The 16,953-nt window shown below is 63.7% G+C and carries 21 protein-coding genes; 5 read left to right on the top strand and 16 right to left on the bottom strand.

The annotated features are described in order from the left end of the window. The first annotated feature begins 52 nt into the window (after window positions 1-52). Entirely contained in the window at window positions 53-736 is a 684-nt protein-coding gene (locus tag AC2FL1_RS19470) for a DUF1045 domain-containing protein (RefSeq protein WP_496878019.1), read from the top strand. Here the strand turns inward: AC2FL1_RS19470 and AC2FL1_RS19465 are convergent. From AC2FL1_RS19465 to phnG, 7 genes are all read right to left on the bottom strand, one after another. Then, window positions 718-1,266, bottom strand: a complete 549-nt coding sequence (locus AC2FL1_RS19465) for a ribose 1,5-bisphosphate phosphokinase PhnN (protein ID WP_496878018.1) — start codon at window positions 1,264-1,266, stop codon at window positions 718-720. The two genes, AC2FL1_RS19470 and AC2FL1_RS19465, sit on opposite strands and share 19 nt — an antisense overlap. Beyond that, window positions 1,263-1,946: a phosphonate C-P lyase system protein PhnL gene (gene phnL, locus AC2FL1_RS19460; RefSeq protein ID WP_496878017.1), complete on the bottom strand. Its 684-nt coding sequence runs from the start codon at window positions 1,944-1,946 to the stop codon at window positions 1,263-1,265. The genes AC2FL1_RS19465 and phnL overlap by 4 nt, the downstream gene beginning before the upstream one ends. Before the next feature lie 66 nt (window positions 1,947-2,012). Beyond that, entirely contained in the window at window positions 2,013-2,783 is a 771-nt protein-coding gene (phnK, locus tag AC2FL1_RS19455) for a phosphonate C-P lyase system protein PhnK (protein ID WP_496825473.1), read from the bottom strand. A gap of 85 nt (window positions 2,784-2,868) precedes the next feature. Continuing rightward, a complete protein-coding gene (locus AC2FL1_RS19450; RefSeq protein WP_496825472.1) occupies window positions 2,869-3,699 on the bottom strand; it encodes an alpha-D-ribose 1-methylphosphonate 5-phosphate C-P-lyase PhnJ in 831 nt (276 codons plus the stop codon). Between the two features lie 278 nt (window positions 3,700-3,977). Then, the gene (locus AC2FL1_RS19445) at window positions 3,978-5,069 is read right to left on the bottom strand and encodes a carbon-phosphorus lyase complex subunit (protein WP_496878016.1); all 1,092 of its coding nucleotides are present in this window, start codon (window positions 5,067-5,069) and stop codon (window positions 3,978-3,980) included. Between the two features lie 3 nt (window positions 5,070-5,072). Continuing rightward, entirely contained in the window at window positions 5,073-5,648 is a 576-nt protein-coding gene (phnH, locus tag AC2FL1_RS19440; RefSeq protein ID WP_496878015.1) for a phosphonate C-P lyase system protein PhnH, read from the bottom strand. Then, the gene (gene phnG, locus AC2FL1_RS19435; protein ID WP_496878014.1) at window positions 5,648-6,103 is read right to left on the bottom strand and encodes a phosphonate C-P lyase system protein PhnG; all 456 of its coding nucleotides are present in this window, start codon (window positions 6,101-6,103) and stop codon (window positions 5,648-5,650) included. The genes phnH and phnG overlap by 1 nt, the downstream gene beginning before the upstream one ends. Before the next feature lie 103 nt (window positions 6,104-6,206). On the opposite strand from phnG, the gene phnF reads away from it, so the two are divergent. From phnF to AC2FL1_RS19420, 3 genes are read left to right on the top strand one after another with little or no spacing between them, the layout of a single operon-like run. Continuing rightward, window positions 6,207-6,917, top strand: coding sequence for a phosphonate metabolism transcriptional regulator PhnF (gene phnF, locus AC2FL1_RS19430; protein WP_496878013.1), 711 nt, complete (start codon window positions 6,207-6,209; stop codon window positions 6,915-6,917). 57 nt (window positions 6,918-6,974) lie between these two features. Further along, window positions 6,975-7,766, top strand: a complete 792-nt coding sequence (locus tag AC2FL1_RS19425; RefSeq protein WP_496878012.1) for a formate/nitrite transporter family protein — start codon at window positions 6,975-6,977, stop codon at window positions 7,764-7,766. Next, window positions 7,763-8,245, top strand: coding sequence for a HugZ family pyridoxamine 5'-phosphate oxidase (locus tag AC2FL1_RS19420; protein WP_496878011.1), 483 nt, complete (start codon window positions 7,763-7,765; stop codon window positions 8,243-8,245). The genes AC2FL1_RS19425 and AC2FL1_RS19420 overlap by 4 nt, the downstream gene beginning before the upstream one ends. Here the strand turns inward: AC2FL1_RS19420 and AC2FL1_RS19415 are convergent. The 4 genes from AC2FL1_RS19415 to parA all read right to left on the bottom strand — a co-directional run bounded on the left by AC2FL1_RS19415 (window position 8,242) and on the right by parA (window position 10,377). Continuing rightward, on the bottom strand, window positions 8,242-8,820 hold the full coding sequence (locus AC2FL1_RS19415; RefSeq protein WP_496878010.1) for an NYN domain-containing protein: 579 nt from the start codon (window positions 8,818-8,820) through the stop codon (window positions 8,242-8,244). The genes AC2FL1_RS19420 and AC2FL1_RS19415 overlap by 4 nt on opposite strands. A gap of 64 nt (window positions 8,821-8,884) precedes the next feature. Then, window positions 8,885-9,292, bottom strand: coding sequence for a universal stress protein (locus AC2FL1_RS19410; RefSeq protein WP_234142685.1), 408 nt, complete (start codon window positions 9,290-9,292; stop codon window positions 8,885-8,887). A 79-nt stretch (window positions 9,293-9,371) separates the two neighbouring features. Continuing rightward, entirely contained in the window at window positions 9,372-9,698 is a 327-nt protein-coding gene (locus AC2FL1_RS19405) for an antibiotic biosynthesis monooxygenase family protein (protein WP_234137351.1), read from the bottom strand. Between the two features lie 49 nt (window positions 9,699-9,747). Continuing rightward, entirely contained in the window at window positions 9,748-10,377 is a 630-nt protein-coding gene (gene parA, locus AC2FL1_RS19400; RefSeq protein ID WP_496825464.1) for a ParA family partition ATPase, read from the bottom strand. Between the two features lie 138 nt (window positions 10,378-10,515). Here parA and AC2FL1_RS19395 point away from each other — a divergent pair, with 138 nt between their 5' ends. Continuing rightward, complete coding sequence (locus AC2FL1_RS19395) at window positions 10,516-11,181, top strand: hypothetical protein (RefSeq protein ID WP_496878009.1); 666 nt, start codon at window positions 10,516-10,518, stop codon at window positions 11,179-11,181. A 49-nt stretch (window positions 11,182-11,230) separates the two neighbouring features. Here the strand turns inward: AC2FL1_RS19395 and AC2FL1_RS19390 are convergent, their stop codons facing one another. The 5 genes from AC2FL1_RS19390 to AC2FL1_RS19370 all read right to left on the bottom strand — a co-directional run. Further along, entirely contained in the window at window positions 11,231-13,516 is a 2,286-nt protein-coding gene (locus tag AC2FL1_RS19390) for a glycosyl hydrolase family 28-related protein (RefSeq protein WP_496878008.1), read from the bottom strand. Window positions 13,517-13,656: 140 nt separating this feature from the next. Further along, window positions 13,657-14,058 (bottom strand): DUF4864 domain-containing protein, encoded by a 402-nt coding sequence (locus tag AC2FL1_RS19385; protein WP_496825461.1) that lies wholly within the window; start codon window positions 14,056-14,058, stop codon window positions 13,657-13,659. A gap of 52 nt (window positions 14,059-14,110) precedes the next feature. After that, a complete protein-coding gene (locus tag AC2FL1_RS19380) occupies window positions 14,111-14,419 on the bottom strand; it encodes a DUF4389 domain-containing protein (protein ID WP_234142675.1) in 309 nt (102 codons plus the stop codon). A 101-nt stretch (window positions 14,420-14,520) separates the two neighbouring features. Beyond that, entirely contained in the window at window positions 14,521-16,095 is a 1,575-nt protein-coding gene (locus AC2FL1_RS19375) for a lysine--tRNA ligase (protein WP_496878007.1), read from the bottom strand. 101 nt (window positions 16,096-16,196) lie between these two features. After that, window positions 16,197-16,953: LysR substrate-binding domain-containing protein (locus AC2FL1_RS19370; RefSeq protein ID WP_496878006.1), on the bottom strand; the 757-nt coding region annotated here is incomplete at its 5' end.

Raw genomic sequence — 16,953 nt, 5'->3', positions numbered from 1 at the left:
TGAACTTCATCTGGTTGGGGCATGGGTGAAGGCCACGACATAGGAGGCCAATGTGACATTCCTGCGATACGCGATCTATTTCCTGCCAGCTGCGTCCGAGGCCTGGACGTGGTTCGGTGCCGCATGGCTGGGTTGGGATGTCGAAACCGGGCAGGAACTGGCGCACCCCGAGGGTACCGGTCTGGATGTGGCCGCTTTGACCGCGACGCCACGCAAATACGGGCTGCATGCCACGATGAAACCGCCCTTTCGCCTGGCTGAGGGGCAGGACGCGGATGCGCTGCACCAGGCCTGTGCGGTACTGGCCGCCAACCGCCCGGCGGTGACGCTGGAGGGGCTGGAGATCGCCCGGCTGGGCCGGTTCCTGGCGCTGCGCCCGCTGGGAGATCTGAGCGCGCTGAACGCACTGGCGGCGGCCTGTGTCACCGAGTTGGACCGCTTTCGCGCGCCCGCCACCCCGCAGGAACTGGAGCGCCGCCGGGCCACCCGGCTCAGCCCGGCGCAGGACGCGCATCTGGAACGCTGGGGCTATCCCTATGTGCTCGACCAGTTCCGTTTTCACATCACCCTGACCGGGCGGCTGGACGAGGCCATGCTGGCACAGGCGCAGACCCTGTTGCGGCAGCGCCTCGGCCCCTTGCTGCCGGTGCCCTTCACCTTGGGTGATCTGGCCCTGGTTGGCGAGGCTGGGGATGGCCGGTTTCACCTGATCCATCGCTACGCGCTTTCCCGCTGAAGATGGGCCAGAACCGCCTCGACCGTGTCGTCGAGCGGGCCTGAATTGTCGACCGTGATCACCCGGCGCAGCCCCTCGGGCAGGGTCATGTCGGCACGCCCCAGCCGCCGCGCCTGATCGGCCGCATCCTCGCGCCCGCGTGCGGCCAGCCGCACCGCGAGCACCTCGGGCCGGGCCGTCAGGGACAGCACGGCAAAGGGTTGGAACACCTCCTGCGCGCGCAAGAGCACGCCGCGCGACAGGTTGACCAGCAGCGCCCTTGCGCCCGCGTGTTCCGTATCCGTGGGCATCGGGATGCCATAGCTCAGCCCATGCGCCTGCCAGCAAAGGGCAAACCCGCCCGCCGCACGCATCGCCTTGAATTCCTGCGGTAAGACGCCGGTAAACGGCTCGCCGCCCGCCTCTTCCGGCCGGGTGATCACCCGCCGGATCAGGCGCAATCCCGGGTCACGCGCGGCAAGCGCAGCCATGACGCTGTCCTTGCCCACGCCCGACGGGCCGACAACCGCGATCACCGGCACAGGACTCATGCCGCGACCCCCGGGGTAAAGCCCGAGACATCGACCACCCGGTCGCAAACCCGCGCCCGCGCCTCGACATCATGAAATATGCCGACGATGGCCGCGCCCCGCGCCTTGGCCTCCTCGATCAATTCGAGCACCACGGCGCAGTTTTCGGCATCGAGGCTTGCGGTCGGCTCGTCCAGCAACAGCGCCGGATAGGCATGGGTAAAGCCGCGCGCGATGTTCACCCTCTGCTGCTCGCCGCCGGAAAAGGTGGTGGGGCTCAGCGACCAGAGCCGTTCGGGAATGTTGAGCCGCCTGAGCAGCGCCTCGGCCCGCGCCCGCGCCGTGTCGGGCTCCACGCCCAGCGCCAGAAGCGGTTCGGCCACCACCTCGACCGTCGGCACCCTTGGCACCACCCGCAGGAACTGGCTGACATAACCCAGCACTTCGCGCCTCAATCGCAGGATCTCGCGCGGCTCGGCCCGGGTCACATCCAGCCCGCCCACGAGGACAAAGCCCGAGGCCGCCAGGTAATTGCCATAGATCACCCGCATCAGGGTGGACTTGCCCGCCCCCGACGCTCCGGTCAGCGCAACGCATTCGCCGGGCGCCACATGAAGCGAAGCGCCCTCCATCACCCGGATCACCGCGCCGCCCTGATTGTGCAGGGTGAAACTCTTGCTCACATCACGGATGTCGATCATCCCAAATCCCTTTCATTTCGCCCCAAATACTCCGGGGAGCGCCGCAGGCGCGGGGGCAGCACCCCCTCAGACCTGCAACACGCTCGACACCAGCAGTTGCGTATAGCCATGCTGCGGATCGTCCAGCACCTGATCGGTCAGACCGCTCTCGACCACGCGCCCGTCCTTCATCACCATCAGCCGGTCGGCCAACAGCCGCACCACCGCCAGGTCATGGGTGACGATGATGGCGCTCAGCCCCATCCGCCGCACCAGCCCGCGCAAGAGGTCGAGAAGCCGCGCCTGCACGCTCACGTCGAGCCCCCCCGTAGGTTCGTCCATGAACACCAGCCGCGGCCCGGTCACCAGGTTGCGCGCGATCTGCAAACGCTGCTGCATGCCGCCGGAAAAGGCCGAAGGCCGGTCGTCGATCCGTGCGCCGTCGATCTCGACGCGGTCCAGCCAGTCGAGCGCGGCCGCGCGGATACGGCCATAGTGCCGGTCGCCCACCGCCATCAGCCGTTCACCGATATTGCCGCCCGCCGAGACAGACATGCGCAGCCCGTCGCGGGCATGCTGATGAACAAAGGCCCAGTCGGTGCGCGACAACATCCGCCGCTCGGGTTCCGACATGGTGACCGTATCCACCGGCCCCATGTGCCGGGTATCAAAGATCACCTGCCCCGCGTCGGGCGCCAGATGCCCCGCAAGACAGTTCAGCAAGGTCGACTTTCCGGACCCGCTCTCACCCACGATCCCCATCACCTCGCCGGGATAGAGATCGAAACTCACATCCGCGCAACCGATCCGCGCGCCATAGCGCTTCTCGATCCCCGCGACCTGCAACAAAGGGCTCATCGCTCACCTCCCGCGCCCAGGATTTCTCCGAAATCCTGTCCAAAAAATTTCGTCGAAATTTTTTCCCCTGCTCCGACCGCACCGCTCATGCCACCTCCTCGCAGCGCGTGCGGCAGTAATCGGTGTCCGAACACACGAACATCCGCCCGCCCGCATCGTCCATGATCACCTCGTCCAGATAGCTGTCTTCTGAACCGCACAAGTCGCAAGCGTGCTCGGCCTTTGTCGCCTCGAACGGGTAGTCCTCGAAATCGAGGCTGACCACGCGGGTATAGGGCGGCACCGCATAGATGCGCTGCTCGCGCCCGGCGCCAAAGAGCTGGATCGCCGCCATCTCCATCTTGGGATTGTCGAATTTCGGGATTGGCGAGGGGTCCATCACATAGCGCTCGGCCACCCGCACCGGATAGGCATAGGCGGTCGAGATCGCGCCATGCTGGCTGATATCTTCGTAAAGCTTCACGTGCATCAGCCCGTATTCCTGAAGGCTGTGCATCTTGCGGGTCTCGGTCTCGCGCGGCTCCAGAAAGCGCAGCGGTTCGGGGATCGGCACCTGATAGACAAGGATCTGGTCCTCGGTCAGCTCAGCCTCGGGGATGCGGTGGCGGGTCTGGATTACCGTCGCTTCCTGCGTCGCTTCAGTCGTGGCCACTCCAGCCGTGCGTTCAAAGAACTTGCGGATCGACACCGCGTTGGTGGTGTCGTCAGCGCCCTGGTCGATCACCTTCAACCGGTCCTCGGGCGTCAGTGTCGCGGCCGAGACCTGCACGCCCCCGGTGCCCCACCCATAGGGCATCGGCATCTCACGGCTAGCAAAGGGCACCTGATATCCCGGTACAGCCAGCCCCTTGAGGATGGCGCGGCGAATCATCCGCTTGGTCTGTTCGTCGAGATAGGCGAAGTTGTAGTCAGACATTCAGGAACCCGCCTTCTGAAAGGAGACGCTTTGGAGGTCATTGTTTTCGCAGCGATATTGTTGCTTGTTACGATTCTGATCTGCTGGATAGATGCGGCATGGAGGAGACGGCGGCGCGACACCCTTCGCCAAGACGACAGCGGCGTTTGGATCTGGACCGGGCCTGACGGCCGCGAACACCGCTCGCATACCCATCCCGACGCCCCGGGCGGAGGTTGGCATTCGTCCGATTTCGGCGGGGATTCCTTTGGCGGCGGAGACAGTGGAGGCGATTGAGATCATTCCGCGGCCTCCCTTGGCACGATGCGCTCTTCCGCCTCGCGGCGCAGTTTGCGGACCAGTTCCAGTTCCGACTGGAAATCGACGTAATGGGGCAGCTTGATATGCTCCAGGAACCCGGTCGCCTGGATGTTGTCGCAATGGCTCAGCACAAATTCCTCGTCCTGCGCAGGGGCGCCAAGATTGTCCTCGCCCAGTTCCTGCCAGCGCAGGGCGCGGTCGACCAGCGCCATCGAGATCGCCTTGCGCTCGGACTGACCGAACACCAGCCCATAGCCCCGGGTAAACTGCGGCGGCTCGGTCTTGGATCCCTTGAACTGGTTCACCGTCTCGCATTCGGTTAGCTCGATCTCGCCGATCTCGATGGCAAAGCCCAGTTCGGGGATCTCCATCTCGACCGCCACCCGCCCGATGCGCAGCTCGCCCACAAAGGCGTGGTTACGGGCGTAGCCACGCTGGGTGGAATAGGCCATGCCGAGCACAAACCCCTCGTCGCCGCGCGCCAGCGATTGCAGGCGGAGGGCGCGATCGGCGGGAAACTCCAGCGGTTCGCGGGTCAGGTCGCGCGGCGCGGCCTCGCTCTCGGGTTCGGGCTGGATCAGCCCCTCCTGCCCCAGGAACTCGGTGATATGCGGCGTGGGTTCGCGGCGCGGGGGCGCGCTTGGCGCGGGCGGCACTGCGCCCTCGGCGGCCAGTTTGAAATCCAAGAGGCGATGGGTATAGTCGAAGGTCGGCCCCAGAACCTGCCCGCCCGGCGCGTCCTTGAACGTGGCCGAGATCCGCCGGTCGCAGGCCATCGCGCCCGTATCCACCGCCCGGCTCGCACCAAAGCGCGGCAGGGTGGTGCGATAGGCGCGGATCAGAAAGATCGCCTCGATCAGATCGCCACGCGCCTGCTTGATCGCCAGCGCGGCCAGATCGGGATCGTAAAGCGAGCCCTCGGCCATCACCCGGTTGACCGCAAGGCTCAATTGTTCGCGGATCTGGTCGAGGGAGAGTTCGGCGACCGACGTATCGCCCCGCCGCTCCTCGGCCAGCCAGGCATGGGCGTTCTCGATGGCGCGCTCGCCCCCTTTGACGGCAACATACATGGCCTAACCCTCCGCGCGGATGGTGGTGCTGCGCGGCAGGGCCGCAACCCGGTCGCCGCAGGTGAAGAAGAAATCGCAGCCCAGCGGGTAAAGCATCGCGTTGCCCTGCAACGCGCCCGCATCCGGCAGCGACAGGCGCGCCGTGTCGCGGATACCCGGCCCGCTGAGCACGGCTCCGGTGTTCTCCAGCCGGTCGCATTCGACGATCAACGTGGTCGAGCGGTCGGGATATTCCGGCGAGCCGATCCGGTATTGCGACAGCGGCATCAGGTCGGCCCAGCTGCCCAGCGCAAAATCGGCCTCTGCCGCATCGACCAGTGGCGCGCCGGTGTGAAAGCTCAGCCACTGGCACACCGCGTCATTGTCCGCCGCCCCACCCAGGTGCACCCGCGTTTCCGGGTCGCAGAGCGTCAGCAACAATGTGCCCGCCGCAACCGAAAGCGGCGCGGGCGGCGCGGCACCCGCGATCCTGCGGATGTCACCGGGCCGCGCCATGGCGGTCATCGCGGCACGAAAGGCATGCGCCGCATCGACAGGCGCATCGCGGAAGCCACCGGCATAAAGGCTCGATCCGTCCATCAATCCTCTCCCCTGACCAGCGTGAAGAATTCGACCTTGGTGGCGGCGGCACGGGCGCCGCGGGTCTCGGCGCGCTCGGCCACCTGCGCCGCCAGCGGGTCCAGCACCAAGGCGCGGATGGTGTCGGCGGCGGCGGTCTGCATCAGCGCGTCGATCAGCGCCGCCGCTTCGGCCCTGGCACGCGAGCGGCCCTGGACATAGGCATGCCCCACCGTGCCATCGCGCAGTGCCAGGGCGCAGCGGGTCACCGTCATCTCGCCCAGGTTGAAGGGGGCGCCGGTGCCACCGGCGCGGCCGCGCACCATCACGCCACCGGTTTCGGGCGCGCGCAGCCAGTCATAGGCGGGGCGCTCCTCGACCCGGTCCCAGAGCGCCAGCAGCGCCGCCTCGGGCGCGCGGGCCAGAAGGCCCATCCAGCCCTGCCGCGCCGCCGTCTCTTTCTCTTGATCTGCCATAAAAGCCTCTTGGCCCGGTTGTCTACATTAACTATACAACTAGACAAATATTAGCGAGCCAGTCTGCGACTCGCAATCCACGCAACGATGAAGTTTTAATGACATGAGCCGCAGCCCCGTCTGGAAAACCATCGCGCTGAGCCTGACCGAAGACATCGCCGAGGGCCGTTATGGCGAAGGCGACCAACTGCCGACCGAAGCACAGCTGGCCGCGACCCATGGCGTCAACCGGCACACGGTGCGCCGGGCGCTGGCCGATCTCGCCGATCAGGGGCTGGTGCATGCGCGGCGCGGCGCGGGCGTCTTTGTGGCCGCCCGTCCCACCGATTACGCCATCGGCAAGCGGGTGCGGTTTCACAAGAACATCGCCGCCGGAGGCCGCATCCCCGGCAAGCGCATCCTGGCGCTGACCACCCGCGCTGCCGACGTGGCCGAGGCCGAGGCGCTTGGTCTGCCGCCCGGCGCCCAGGTGCATGTCTATGACGGGCTATCGCTGGCTGATGGCCAGCCCATCGCCGTGTTCCAGAGCGTGTTTCCTGCCGCCCGTTTCCCCGGCCTTCCCGAGGTGTTGGCTGAGACCCGATCCGTCACCGCCGCCCTGCAAAGATTGGGCGTCGCGGATTTTACCCGGTTCTCGACCCGCCTGACAGCCCGGCCCGCCACCGCCACCCAGGCACTGCACCTGCGTTTGAACGAGGGGGCGCCGCTGATGTTTTCTACCGGGATCAATGTCGATCCCGACGGGCAGCCTGTGGAGTACGGTCGCACCTGGTTTGCCGGCGACAGGGTGACATTGACCTTGGGCGCGGACTGAACCGCGCCTTGATCGGCATCAATGTACAGACAGAGGAACCATGGCTAGGCTACGCATATGAGCGATACGAACCCCACCGGGCTAGATGCCTATAAGCCCGCCGAAATTGCCCGACTGGTGGAAACCGCAGGTGTGGCCAAGGCCGGGCTAAGCGCCGCGCAGACGCTGACGCTGGCGGTGCTGGCGGGGGCCTTCATCGGCTTTGGCGGCGCGGCCTATACGATGGTGATGACCGGAGCGGATTCGGGCTTTGGCCCGGCGCGGTTTCTGGGCGGGGTGGTGTTCTCTCTGGGGCTGATCCTGGTCATCGTTGGCGGCGCCGAGCTGTTCACCGGTAACGCGCTGATGGTCATGGCTGCGGTGGACCGGCGGATCACGCTGGCCGCATTGTTGCGTAACTGGGGCCTGGTCTATCTGGGCAATCTACTGGGCGCGGTCGGGCTGGCGCTGGCTTTTGGCCTGACGGGCCTGCTGGACGGGCCGATGGGCGAGACCGCGCAGGCCATCGCGCGCGGCAAAGCGGCGTTGGACCCCGGCGCGGCCTTCATGCGCGGGGTTCTGTGCAATGCGCTGGTCTGCCTCGCGGTCTGGCTGACCTTTGCCGCGCGCACGGCGGCGGGCAAGATCTTAGCCATTCTCTGGCCTATCTCGGGGTTCGTGCTGCTGGGATTGGAACACTCGGTGGCCAATATGTACCTGATCCCGCAAGGCATGCTGGCAGGGGCCAAGGTGACGTCCGGCGCGGCGCTGTCGAACCTGCTCTGGGTCACACTGGGCAATATCCTGGGCGGGGCGGGCGGCGTAGCGCTGGCCTATCGCTTTGCCTATCTGCGCCAGAGCCCATCATGACCGACCCCTATCTGTCCGCCGATACTGCGGCCCGCGCCCAGGCCCGCGCCCTGATCGACGCCGCGCGGCACGCCGCGCTGGCGGTGCTGCAATCGGACGGCCTGACCCCCTCGGTCAGCCGCATCGCGCTGGCCACCGATGCGCAGGGCATGCCCGTCTCGCTGATCTCATCCCTTGCCGCCCATACCGCCGCTTTGGAGGCGACCCCGGCCTGTGCCCTGCTGATCGGAGAGCCGGGCCTCAAGGGTGACCCGCTGACCCATCCGCGTCTGACCCTGCATTGCACCGCGCGACAGGTCTTACGCGGCACATCCGAGCACGATACCTTGCGGGCCCGCTATCTGGCCCTGAGACCCAAAGCGGGGCTTTATGCCGATTTCGGTGATTTCCGCTTTGTCCGCTTCATCGTCACCGATGGCCTGCTGAACGCGGGTTTCGGCAGAGCGGTGCAGCTGAGCGCCAAGGATCTCGCGGCCTAGGCCCGCTTTCGCGCAGGCTCCTCGGCGAAACGCAGCGACACACCCTCTCCCGTGGCGCTGCCACGCAGAAACAGGTCAGGGTCGGCGACCTGCGGATAGGTCTCGACCCAATCGCGAAACCGATCGTTGGTCACGATCCGTGCACCCAGTTCTTCGGCCTGTTCGATCAGCAGCGGGTCCGCAGGCGTACCCTTGGGCGCCACATTGATATAAGACGCCGGATAGCGCAGCGCCCGCGACAATTCGTGCGGCCCCATATATTGCGATCCGACGAGGTACCCCACATTGGCATCAAACCACAAAAGCGGGGTCCAGCCATTGCGTACCAACCCTTCGACACATTGGCGCACCGTGTGCAGGCTGGGGGTTTCGTCCCGCCAATAAAGCACGTTCGACCCGTCGATGACGATCCAGACCGGCGCTCTGCGCAGCCTCTGACGCAGCACCAGAACCAAGCCGATAACAACGCCCAGCGCCGCCGCCAGCATGAGCGGCGTCAGGATCGGACCAAAGGTCAGCAAGGACCAGCCCAGCAAAAGCAGCGAACCGGCGAGAACTGCGAGAGAGACAATCATTGGGTGAATGTATCACCCAATGATTCTCGCTAAACAAGAGTAATTCGACGCATCGACCGCCTGATCAACGCACAACATGTACCGCGCATTGCGCGTGGCGCACAACCTGGGTCGCGGTGGACCCCAACAGCAGATCCTGCATGCCGGGGCGGTGCGAAGAGATGATGATCAGGTCGGGATTGTTCGCCTCGGCCCAATCCAGGATCGAGCGCCCCGAATGCCCCTCGACCAGAACACCGGTGGCGTTGGGAAGCTGGGCGGCCAGCGCATCGAGCTCCTTTTTCAGCGCCTTGCGCGCCTCGGCCAGGTAATCGGTCGGCATGTACGAGATCGCATAGGCCGGAATATGTTCGACCACATGCAGCAGGGTGACCCGCGCTTCAGGTGTGGCCAGAAGTTTGGCCAGTTTCAGCGGACCGGATACGTCGCGTTCGGCATCGAACGAGATCGGAACAAGGATGTTGTGATACATGTGTCGCGCCTCCGTTTGGGAATAGCGACAGAATGCCCCGGCTAGCCCGAACGAACCTTGATCCAGATCAGGACAGCTTTCAGTCGCTGTCGAAGGTCTCGGCCACCTCGTACATCACCGGCTCGAAGCTTTTGCACATCTCGTTGATGCGACGATTGCGCTCGCGCATTTCGGGCGTGCGCAGCATGGCCAGAAAATCCTCGCGCCGCTGCCATTGCGAATAGTTGGCGATACGGGTCTGCGCATCGTTCACATGCAGGCCGGCCGCGACGAAACCGGGCTGTTTCGAGATGAAATCGGCATAGGCCTCGGTCAGCGCCTCTAGCAGGTCCTGACAGGTACCGGGCGTCATCTCAAAGGTGGTGATAACGGTCTGAACAGGGGCAGCTTTGACGATCTTGGGCATGGGGTTTCTCCTGCGAATGCAGGGCCAGCCTAGCACAGGTCTTGGGTTCTCATAACCCCAGAGCGGCCTCGATTTCCCGCATTAAACCAGTTACTTCGCCATGAGCCGGACCCTTGGGCGCCTCCAGCGCGGCGCGACCATGCCCCAGTGTTTCGGCATAGGTTACACGGTTTGCCAGTGCCGATTTCGCCAGTTCGGCCTTCAGCTCTTGCGCCTTGGTCGCCACATCCTGCGCCAGTCGCGTACCGGGGCGATTGCGGGTCATCACCATCAGCGCCGGCTTGTCCTCGCGCTCGGCCAGGTAGAGCACCATTTCCACCGCCCAAAGGTCAAGATGCGAGGTCGCGACCGGGATCAGCACCAGATCCGCCTGGCGCAACGCCGGACGCAGGTCGCTATCGGCCTTGGGTGGCGTGTCGATGATGACGATGTCATGGTCTTTGGCCAGCTTGCGCACCTCATAGCTGACGCCCCAGGCCGAAGCGGTCGAGAATTCCAGCCCTGGATCGCCTCCCGCTTCGAGCCGCGCCATGAACCAGCGCCCGGCTGACCCTTGCGGATCGGTATCCATCAACGCAACCCGCCTGCCCGCGCGGGCAAAGGCAACGGCCAGGTTCACCGCCAGCGTGGTCTTGCCCGACCCACCTTTTTGCTGTGCGACCGTGATGACATGTCCCATGCGGCGACTCCTTATGCTGCATCGCAGCATAACACCGCACCCTGTGTACACAACGGCAAAAGCCTGACTCTCCTGCGGCACATCCGCCCTAACCAATCGTTAACCAATCCCGGCAAGGCTGGCATCGGAGGGTGCGGAATGGGCCGCTTGCTGATTGCCGTTTGGATCTGCATTGTTGCCGCCAGCCCGGCGGCAGCGGGCGCATGGCTGCGCGAAAAGGGGCACGGGTTCACCTCGGTCTCGGCAACGCTATTCCGGTTTCAGGGTCTCACCGACTACAAAACCGCGGTCTATGCCGAATGGGGCTTGGCCAAGCGCCTGACCATGGGCATCGATATCAATGAACAGCCCGGCGTGACCGGACATGCCCTGGTCTTTGCGCGCTATCCGATCCGGGACATGGGCTCCAAGGGCCGGTTCGCCGCTGAACTGGGCTTTGGAGCGCATCACTGGCTAGGCGACTGGGCACCGATGAGCAAGCTCACACTCTCCTATGGCAAGGGGCTTGAGACACGCTGGGGCAATGGCTGGCTTGCGCTTGACACAGCTTGGGAAAGACGGAGCGGCACCGAAACCGACATCTACAAGCTCGACCTGACCGCAGGCCTGTCTACCGCGCGGCGTATCGACCCGATGTTGCAGGTCGAAACCGCCTATGTGCCGGGCCACCCGCTGTTCTGGACCGTGACGCCCTCGCTTTTGATCGAGGGCGGCAAGGGAAAGACGTGGGTCCTGGGCCTTGAACGCAAATCCGACCTGCCCGGAAGCCTCAACATCAAGTTCAGCCTCTGGCGCGAGTTCTGACTGGAAAAGGGGCCGCAACCGCGGCCCCAATGCTACCCGCCCGATTGGATTACTTGTCGGCCCGGACCGTTACGAAAACGGTCCCTGAGACGGATTCGCTCCAGCGCAGACGAAGCTGATCCTGATTGGTCCCCTGCTGCACCTGTGCATAAGGGGCCAGATAGGCCACCGCCCCGCCCGAGTCCCGCAGTGGCCCCTGCGGTACCACCGCATCGACACCGCGCGTTTCGGCACCGAAAGGCAAAGTCGCATCGGTGTTGATCAGCCAGTTGTCCGATGCGCTGGTCTGATCCACCTCGAGCCGCAACGGGTTGGCACTGCGCGTGCTGACACCGTGATAGGTGTTCCCCTGATAGATCAGGTCCCGCGTGCGGTCGAAATTGAGCCCCGAGAAGCTGGTATCGACCCGCTCCGCCCGATCGATATAGCCGTTGATCGACCGGAACTTGTTGCCGGTCACCGTCATGCCGTTGATGAAATGACCCACCCCATGTGGCTTGATCACGATATAGCTGAACCATGGCGCCACCTCGCCCGACAAAAAGATGTTGTCGGTGATGCTCATCGCACTGAACGAGAACCCCCCGGTAAAATCCGGGTTTGGATCCTGTTCGTTGGTCCATTCCAGACTGCAATTATCGACATAATTCTCGGCGAAGGTGGCGCTGGAATAGGTCCCGATCAGCACGATCCCTGCCGTGCGCGGACCATTGGCAACAGCATCACCCTGGAAGAAATGATTGCCCAGGATCATGTGGTTCTGCCCGGCCATGACGCCAAAGTGCCGGAACCGAGTTGCTCGGCAATGGCGCAGCTTCACGTCATTGGCATTGGTGTTGAACCCGATACTGCTGCGGTCTGGCACGTTGAGCGCCTCCTCCGCCGACAGGAACTGGCATCCGTCGATCAACATGCCCTGACAGCCGCCGCCGATCGAGGTGATGCCACGATCCTTGGGCCGGCTGACAAAACAGTCATACAGCGCAAAGGTCGAGCCGAACGGTGCCAACCGAATTCCGCTGCAATGGGTGTTACACTGGAACTCGATGTTCTGCATGTTGAACTTCGACAGCGAGCTGAAGCCGCTGAAATCCAGCATGTACTTGAAGCTGTGAAAGGTGAACACTTGGGTGCCCGCCGCGTCGTAGAGTGGGGCGTTCAACGTGATCTCGCCCGCGCCCACGTTCTTTGAGCGCACATAGATTTCGCGCCCGACACCCGCGCCGGTAACCAGAGACCCCACCGGGATGTTTGCGACATTCGTGACGTTGCTCAGCTTGCGTGCGTCATTGGGATCATAGGTTGCCTGCGACGTATAAGTATCCGTATCCCATGCGGGACCAGAGACAGCGACCAGCTGACCATTGCGGATGACCCGGCGGGTGGAAAAACTGGTCCGGTTCGGAACCGCCGCCTGCATGTCGATTGGCGCGGTGACCGACACGTTGCGCCCGCCCATGTCCAGCGATTCGTGATCCGATCCGTTCAGCAGCGCCTGAAACGCCTTTCGAAACGCGGTTTCCTCGTCCCCAAAGGCCTCGATATAGGTGGGAAGATCGAAGCTCTTGGTCAGCAGCAGCATCTTGTCGACAGGCATGGTGACCGTGCCCTCGAAGTCGATCTCCGACGCCAGGCTGACCGTCTGGCCAAGGAAATACGTGCCGGCGGGCACGAACACCCGGCGCCCTCCTGCCGCAGAATCGGCGGCCTCGAACGCAGCCGAATCGTCTGTGACACCATCGCCCACCGCACCATAGTCGCGCACGTCGACCTGGCTCAGCATATCGCGCAGAAATGCGCCGGTGATGTCCGTGATCTCGATATCGTCGATCCGGACAATGCCCCCGTTCGACCCTTCAAGGTCAAGGCCGAAATGGCCATACAGCGCCGAGGCGCCCCAGACCATGTCGACACCGCCGCGATTACCGGATCCCACGATGCCCGTCACCTCGACCACATCGCCATAGCTGGTCAGCGTGGTCGAGGGCCCCTGCTCCGTCACCCCGCCGACATGAGCGCCGCCCGCGCCGCCGGCCCATCCGGCCACCCGGACGCTGGGCAGATTGCCGCTGATCGCCTTGATCCGCACCTTGATCTGAAGGTAGCAGCCGGGCTGCAACGGTGTTTGCCCCATATATCGCAACTTCTGGACCGAAGCTGTCTTTTGCAGTTCCAGGCAGCCGCCGAAATCGGCATCCGCCGGAACAAAGGCGGCATTCGGCGCACCGTCGTAGGTATCCGATCCCGGTGTGCCGTCGCCACTCGACCACACGTTCAATCCCTGCTGAAAGGCGGGCGGCATAAAGTTGATGCCGTCGGTGATTGCCTTGTTCATCCAAATCCCTTTCCCAATCGCGCCGCAGGCAAGCTGCTCAGGCGCTTTCATGTGACGGGTCCGGGCCGCACCCGAACGCGCCAAATGGGTAGGACAAAGGGATTAATCCCGGCTCATGGCATCGTGACGGTGATGTTGCCTCAGACCGAGGGGCGCGGCATTTCCAGAAGCTGCACCGCGTTGATCTTCCAGCCACTTTCCAGATTAACCATCTGGTAGGCAAGCAAATGCGCCCGCCCCTGTGCATCGGTCACCTGCACCAGTTTCCAAAGCGCTCCTTCGCGCTGCTGCAAGTCCAGATAACGAATTTTGGCCGGTCGCCAGACCATTGGATAGCCGTTGCGGACCATAGCACCGAAATTCTCGGGCGTTCTGAAGATGTCGCGAATCGTCGGGCTGGCATAGGTAAATGCAGTGACAAGATCGTCTGCCAGAAAGGCCTCGAACTGGCTGCCGATCACGGTCTCGATCTCGTCGCTCTGGGCCTGAACCGGTCCCGCCAGACCGGCACAACAAACAAGCATGAACAGAAATTGACGCATAATGTGTCTCCTCGTTCCCTGAGGAGTTATACGCGGCGCAAAGCCCCCCGGATCAATCCAGATCACTCCAGGGCCAGGGTTTCACGTTACTCGCCGCCGTCTGAAACCGCGCCGCCTTTGCGATCCAAATGCCCAGATCGGTACCAAAATCCGCCAGCCGCTCGTTTGGCTGGCTTTTGCTGACGGCCATGATGATGAATTGCACCACCGTCACAACCGCCAGGATGGTCTGGGCCAGGTTGATCATGATCGCAATCAGGATCATGTGCAGCAACCGCCACCACAGACTGTCCGGCTCTTTCGGCTCGGGCCGTTCGCCATGCATCCGGCCCTGAAACTGGTCTTCATCCGGTATCGCCATGCCATCCTCCATGCCTCTGGCCTGCACAGATTACCATAGTTGGCAGCGCCCGCCAGCAGGCGGCGCCGCAAACCCGGCAAGAACTCCGCAATGAGCGATCTTTAGGCCAGCTCACCCGCCAGCGCCTTGTCGATCAGCGCGATGGTCTCGGGGATGCCGTAAAGCGCGATGAACCCGCCAAAACGCGGCCCCTGCGATGCGCCCAACAACACCTCGTAAAGTGCCCCGAACCAGGCGCGCAGCGGGTCGAACCGATCGCGGCCCACCGCATAGACGATGGATTGCAGCGCCTCGTCCTCGACCGGCCCGTCATAGGCTGCCAATTGCGCGCGCAGCTCCACCAGCGCCTCGCGCTCGGCCTCGGTCGGCGCCCGGTAGACCCGCGTCGGCTTGACGAAGTCGTTGAAGTAACGCACCGCGAACCCGGCCGCCTGATCCAGATCGGGATGGCTCTCGGCGCTGGCCTCGGGCGCATAGCGACGGATAAAGCCCCACAGCGTCTCCTTGTCCTCGGCCCCCGACACGCTGGCCAGGTTCAACAGCATTCCAAATGGTACGATCAGGGTAGAGGCAGGAACATCGCCACCATGGATATGCCAGACCGGGTTGTTCAGCTGCGCCGCCAGTTCCTGAGTCGGATAGGCGCGCAATTGCTGGTGATACTCGTCCACCGCCTTGGGGATCACGTCGAAATACATCCGCTTGGCGGTCTTCGGCTTCTGGTACATGAAATAGGCAAGGCTTTCCGAGCTGGCATAGGTCAGCCATTCGTCGATGCTTACCCCGTTGCCGCTCGATTTGGAAATCTTCTGCCCGTTCTCGTCCAGAAACAGCTCATAGGTGAAATGCTCGGGCGCAGGCACGCCCAGCACCCGGCAGATGCCGTCATAAATCGGCGTATTGGTCGAGTGATCCTTGCCGTACATCTCGAAATCGACACCCAGCGCCGCCCAGCGCGCGCCGAAATCGGGCTTCCATTGCAATTTCACGTTGCCGCCGGTGACCGGCAGCGTCCATTCGCGCCCGTCCTCGTCGTCAAAGGTGATGGTGCCGTCCTTGGCGTTCACCTCTTTCATCGGCACGTACAGAACCCGCCCCGTCTCGGGGTGGATCGGCAGGAAAATCGAATAGGTCTGCTGCCGTTCCTCGCGCAGCGACTTCAGCATGATCTTCATGATGTCGTCATAGCGTTCCGCGGCGCGCAGCAGGATCTCGTCGAACTGACCGGACCTGTAGAACTCGGTCGCTGAATAGAACTCGTACTCGAACCCGAACGTATCGAGGAACCGCCGCAGCATGGCGTTGTTGTGATGGCCAAAGCTTTCGTATTCGCCAAACGGATCGGGGACCGAGGTCAGCGGCTTTTGCAGATGCTCGCGCAGCATGTCCTGGTTGGGCACGTTGCCCGGCACCTTGCGCATCCCGTCCAGATCGTCCGAGAAACAGATCAGCCGGGTCGGAATATCGCTGATCTCCTGAAACGCGCGGCGGATCATCGTGGTGCGCGCCACTTCTCCGAACGTGCCGATATGCGGCAGGCCCGAGGGGCCATAGCCGGTCTCGAACAGCACATACCCCTTCTCCGGCGGCGCCTTCTCATAGCGTTTGAGCACCCGACGCGCTTCTTCAAAGGGCCAGGCCTTGGACGCAAGTGCGAGTTCACGCGAGTCGGACATGTCAATCTCCATCGGGGAAGGAAGGGCGCCCCATGCGCCCGGCCCGGCTGTCCTATTGTGCCAGTGCAGCATGAGTCAATAAATGCTGGCGCCAAACCGCGCTATTTGTGACTTTTTTCGACGATCCAGTCGAGGATACCAAGCACATGCGGCGCGGCGGCCAAACCCTCTCGCGCAGCGATGAAATAGCCGCGCGCGGATACCGCCTCGGGACCCTCCAGCCGGACCAGCGCGCCGGCCTCCAGAAACCGATCCAGCACCCCGTCCCAGCACAGGCAAACCCCCTGCCCCGCCAACGCCGCATTGACCAGCATCGCATAAGAGCTGAAGTCCAGAACCCGGGCCTTGTGCGGCATCGGCACACCGACCGCGCGAAACCAGCTTGGCCAGTCATGCCACTGACTGCGCGCCGTTTCCATCGTCAACAGGGTCATGCGGGCGAAATCGTAGCTGTCGCCATTCATCTCGCGCCGATCCAGATAGAGTGGACTGGCGGCCGGAAACACACCCTCGCCCAGCAACCGCGTCTCTCCGCCGCCCTCGGCCAGCCCGAACCGGATTGCGATGTCGCCTGGCCGGGTGGCCTCGCCATACTCCTGGCTTATAATCCTGATCGTCACATCCTCAAAGGCGGCCTCCAGATCTCCCAGTTGCGGGATCAACCAGAACGCGACAAAGCCTGACGGCGCGGTTACCGTCACCACCTTGCCCTGTGCCGACTGTCTGATTTGTGCCACCGCGGCCTCGATCTGGCCAAACCCGCCTTGCAGCGCCCGCAGCAGATCCCTGCCCGCCTGGGTCATTCGCACCGGTTTGTGGCTACGATCGAACAGCGGACTTCCCAAATCTGCCTCCAAC

The organism is Ruegeria sp. YKSF070 (assembly GCF_059612725.1).
Note: the sequence above shows the minus strand (reverse complement) of the source record. Positions and strands in the feature narration are given on the sequence as shown.

Coding starts and splice junctions, on each gene's coding strand:
- AC2FL1_RS19450 (WP_496825472.1), bottom strand. CDS start 3,699: ATGTCTGACTACAACTTCGCCTATCTCGACGAACAGACCAAGCGGATG.
- AC2FL1_RS19380 (WP_234142675.1), bottom strand. CDS start 14,419: ATGGCGATACCGGATGAAGACCAGTTTCAGGGCCGGATGCATGGCGAA.
- phnH (WP_496878015.1), bottom strand. CDS start 5,648: ATGGACGGATCGAGCCTTTATGCCGGTGGCTTCCGCGATGCGCCTGTC.
- phnF (WP_496878013.1), top strand. CDS start 6,207: ATGAGCCGCAGCCCCGTCTGGAAAACCATCGCGCTGAGCCTGACCGAA.
- parA (WP_496825464.1), bottom strand. CDS start 10,377: ATGGGACATGTCATCACGGTCGCACAGCAAAAAGGTGGGTCGGGCAAG.
- AC2FL1_RS19445 (WP_496878016.1), bottom strand. CDS start 5,069: ATGTATGTTGCCGTCAAAGGGGGCGAGCGCGCCATCGAGAACGCCCAT.
- AC2FL1_RS19425 (WP_496878012.1), top strand. CDS start 6,975: ATGAGCGATACGAACCCCACCGGGCTAGATGCCTATAAGCCCGCCGAA.
- AC2FL1_RS19420 (WP_496878011.1), top strand. CDS start 7,763: ATGACCGACCCCTATCTGTCCGCCGATACTGCGGCCCGCGCCCAGGCC.
- AC2FL1_RS19395 (WP_496878009.1), top strand. CDS start 10,516: ATGGGCCGCTTGCTGATTGCCGTTTGGATCTGCATTGTTGCCGCCAGC.
- AC2FL1_RS19415 (WP_496878010.1), bottom strand. CDS start 8,820: ATGATTGTCTCTCTCGCAGTTCTCGCCGGTTCGCTGCTTTTGCTGGGC.
- AC2FL1_RS19375 (WP_496878007.1), bottom strand. CDS start 16,095: ATGTCCGACTCGCGTGAACTCGCACTTGCGTCCAAGGCCTGGCCCTTT.
- phnG (WP_496878014.1), bottom strand. CDS start 6,103: ATGGCAGATCAAGAGAAAGAGACGGCGGCGCGGCAGGGCTGGATGGGC.
- phnK (WP_496825473.1), bottom strand. CDS start 2,783: ATGAGCCCTTTGTTGCAGGTCGCGGGGATCGAGAAGCGCTATGGCGCG.
- AC2FL1_RS19390 (WP_496878008.1), bottom strand. CDS start 13,516: ATGAACAAGGCAATCACCGACGGCATCAACTTTATGCCGCCCGCCTTT.
- AC2FL1_RS19410 (WP_234142685.1), bottom strand. CDS start 9,292: ATGTATCACAACATCCTTGTTCCGATCTCGTTCGATGCCGAACGCGAC.
- phnL (WP_496878017.1), bottom strand. CDS start 1,946: ATGATCGACATCCGTGATGTGAGCAAGAGTTTCACCCTGCACAATCAG.
- AC2FL1_RS19465 (WP_496878018.1), bottom strand. CDS start 1,266: ATGAGTCCTGTGCCGGTGATCGCGGTTGTCGGCCCGTCGGGCGTGGGC.
- AC2FL1_RS19385 (WP_496825461.1), bottom strand. CDS start 14,058: ATGCGTCAATTTCTGTTCATGCTTGTTTGTTGTGCCGGTCTGGCGGGA.
- AC2FL1_RS19405 (WP_234137351.1), bottom strand. CDS start 9,698: ATGCCCAAGATCGTCAAAGCTGCCCCTGTTCAGACCGTTATCACCACC.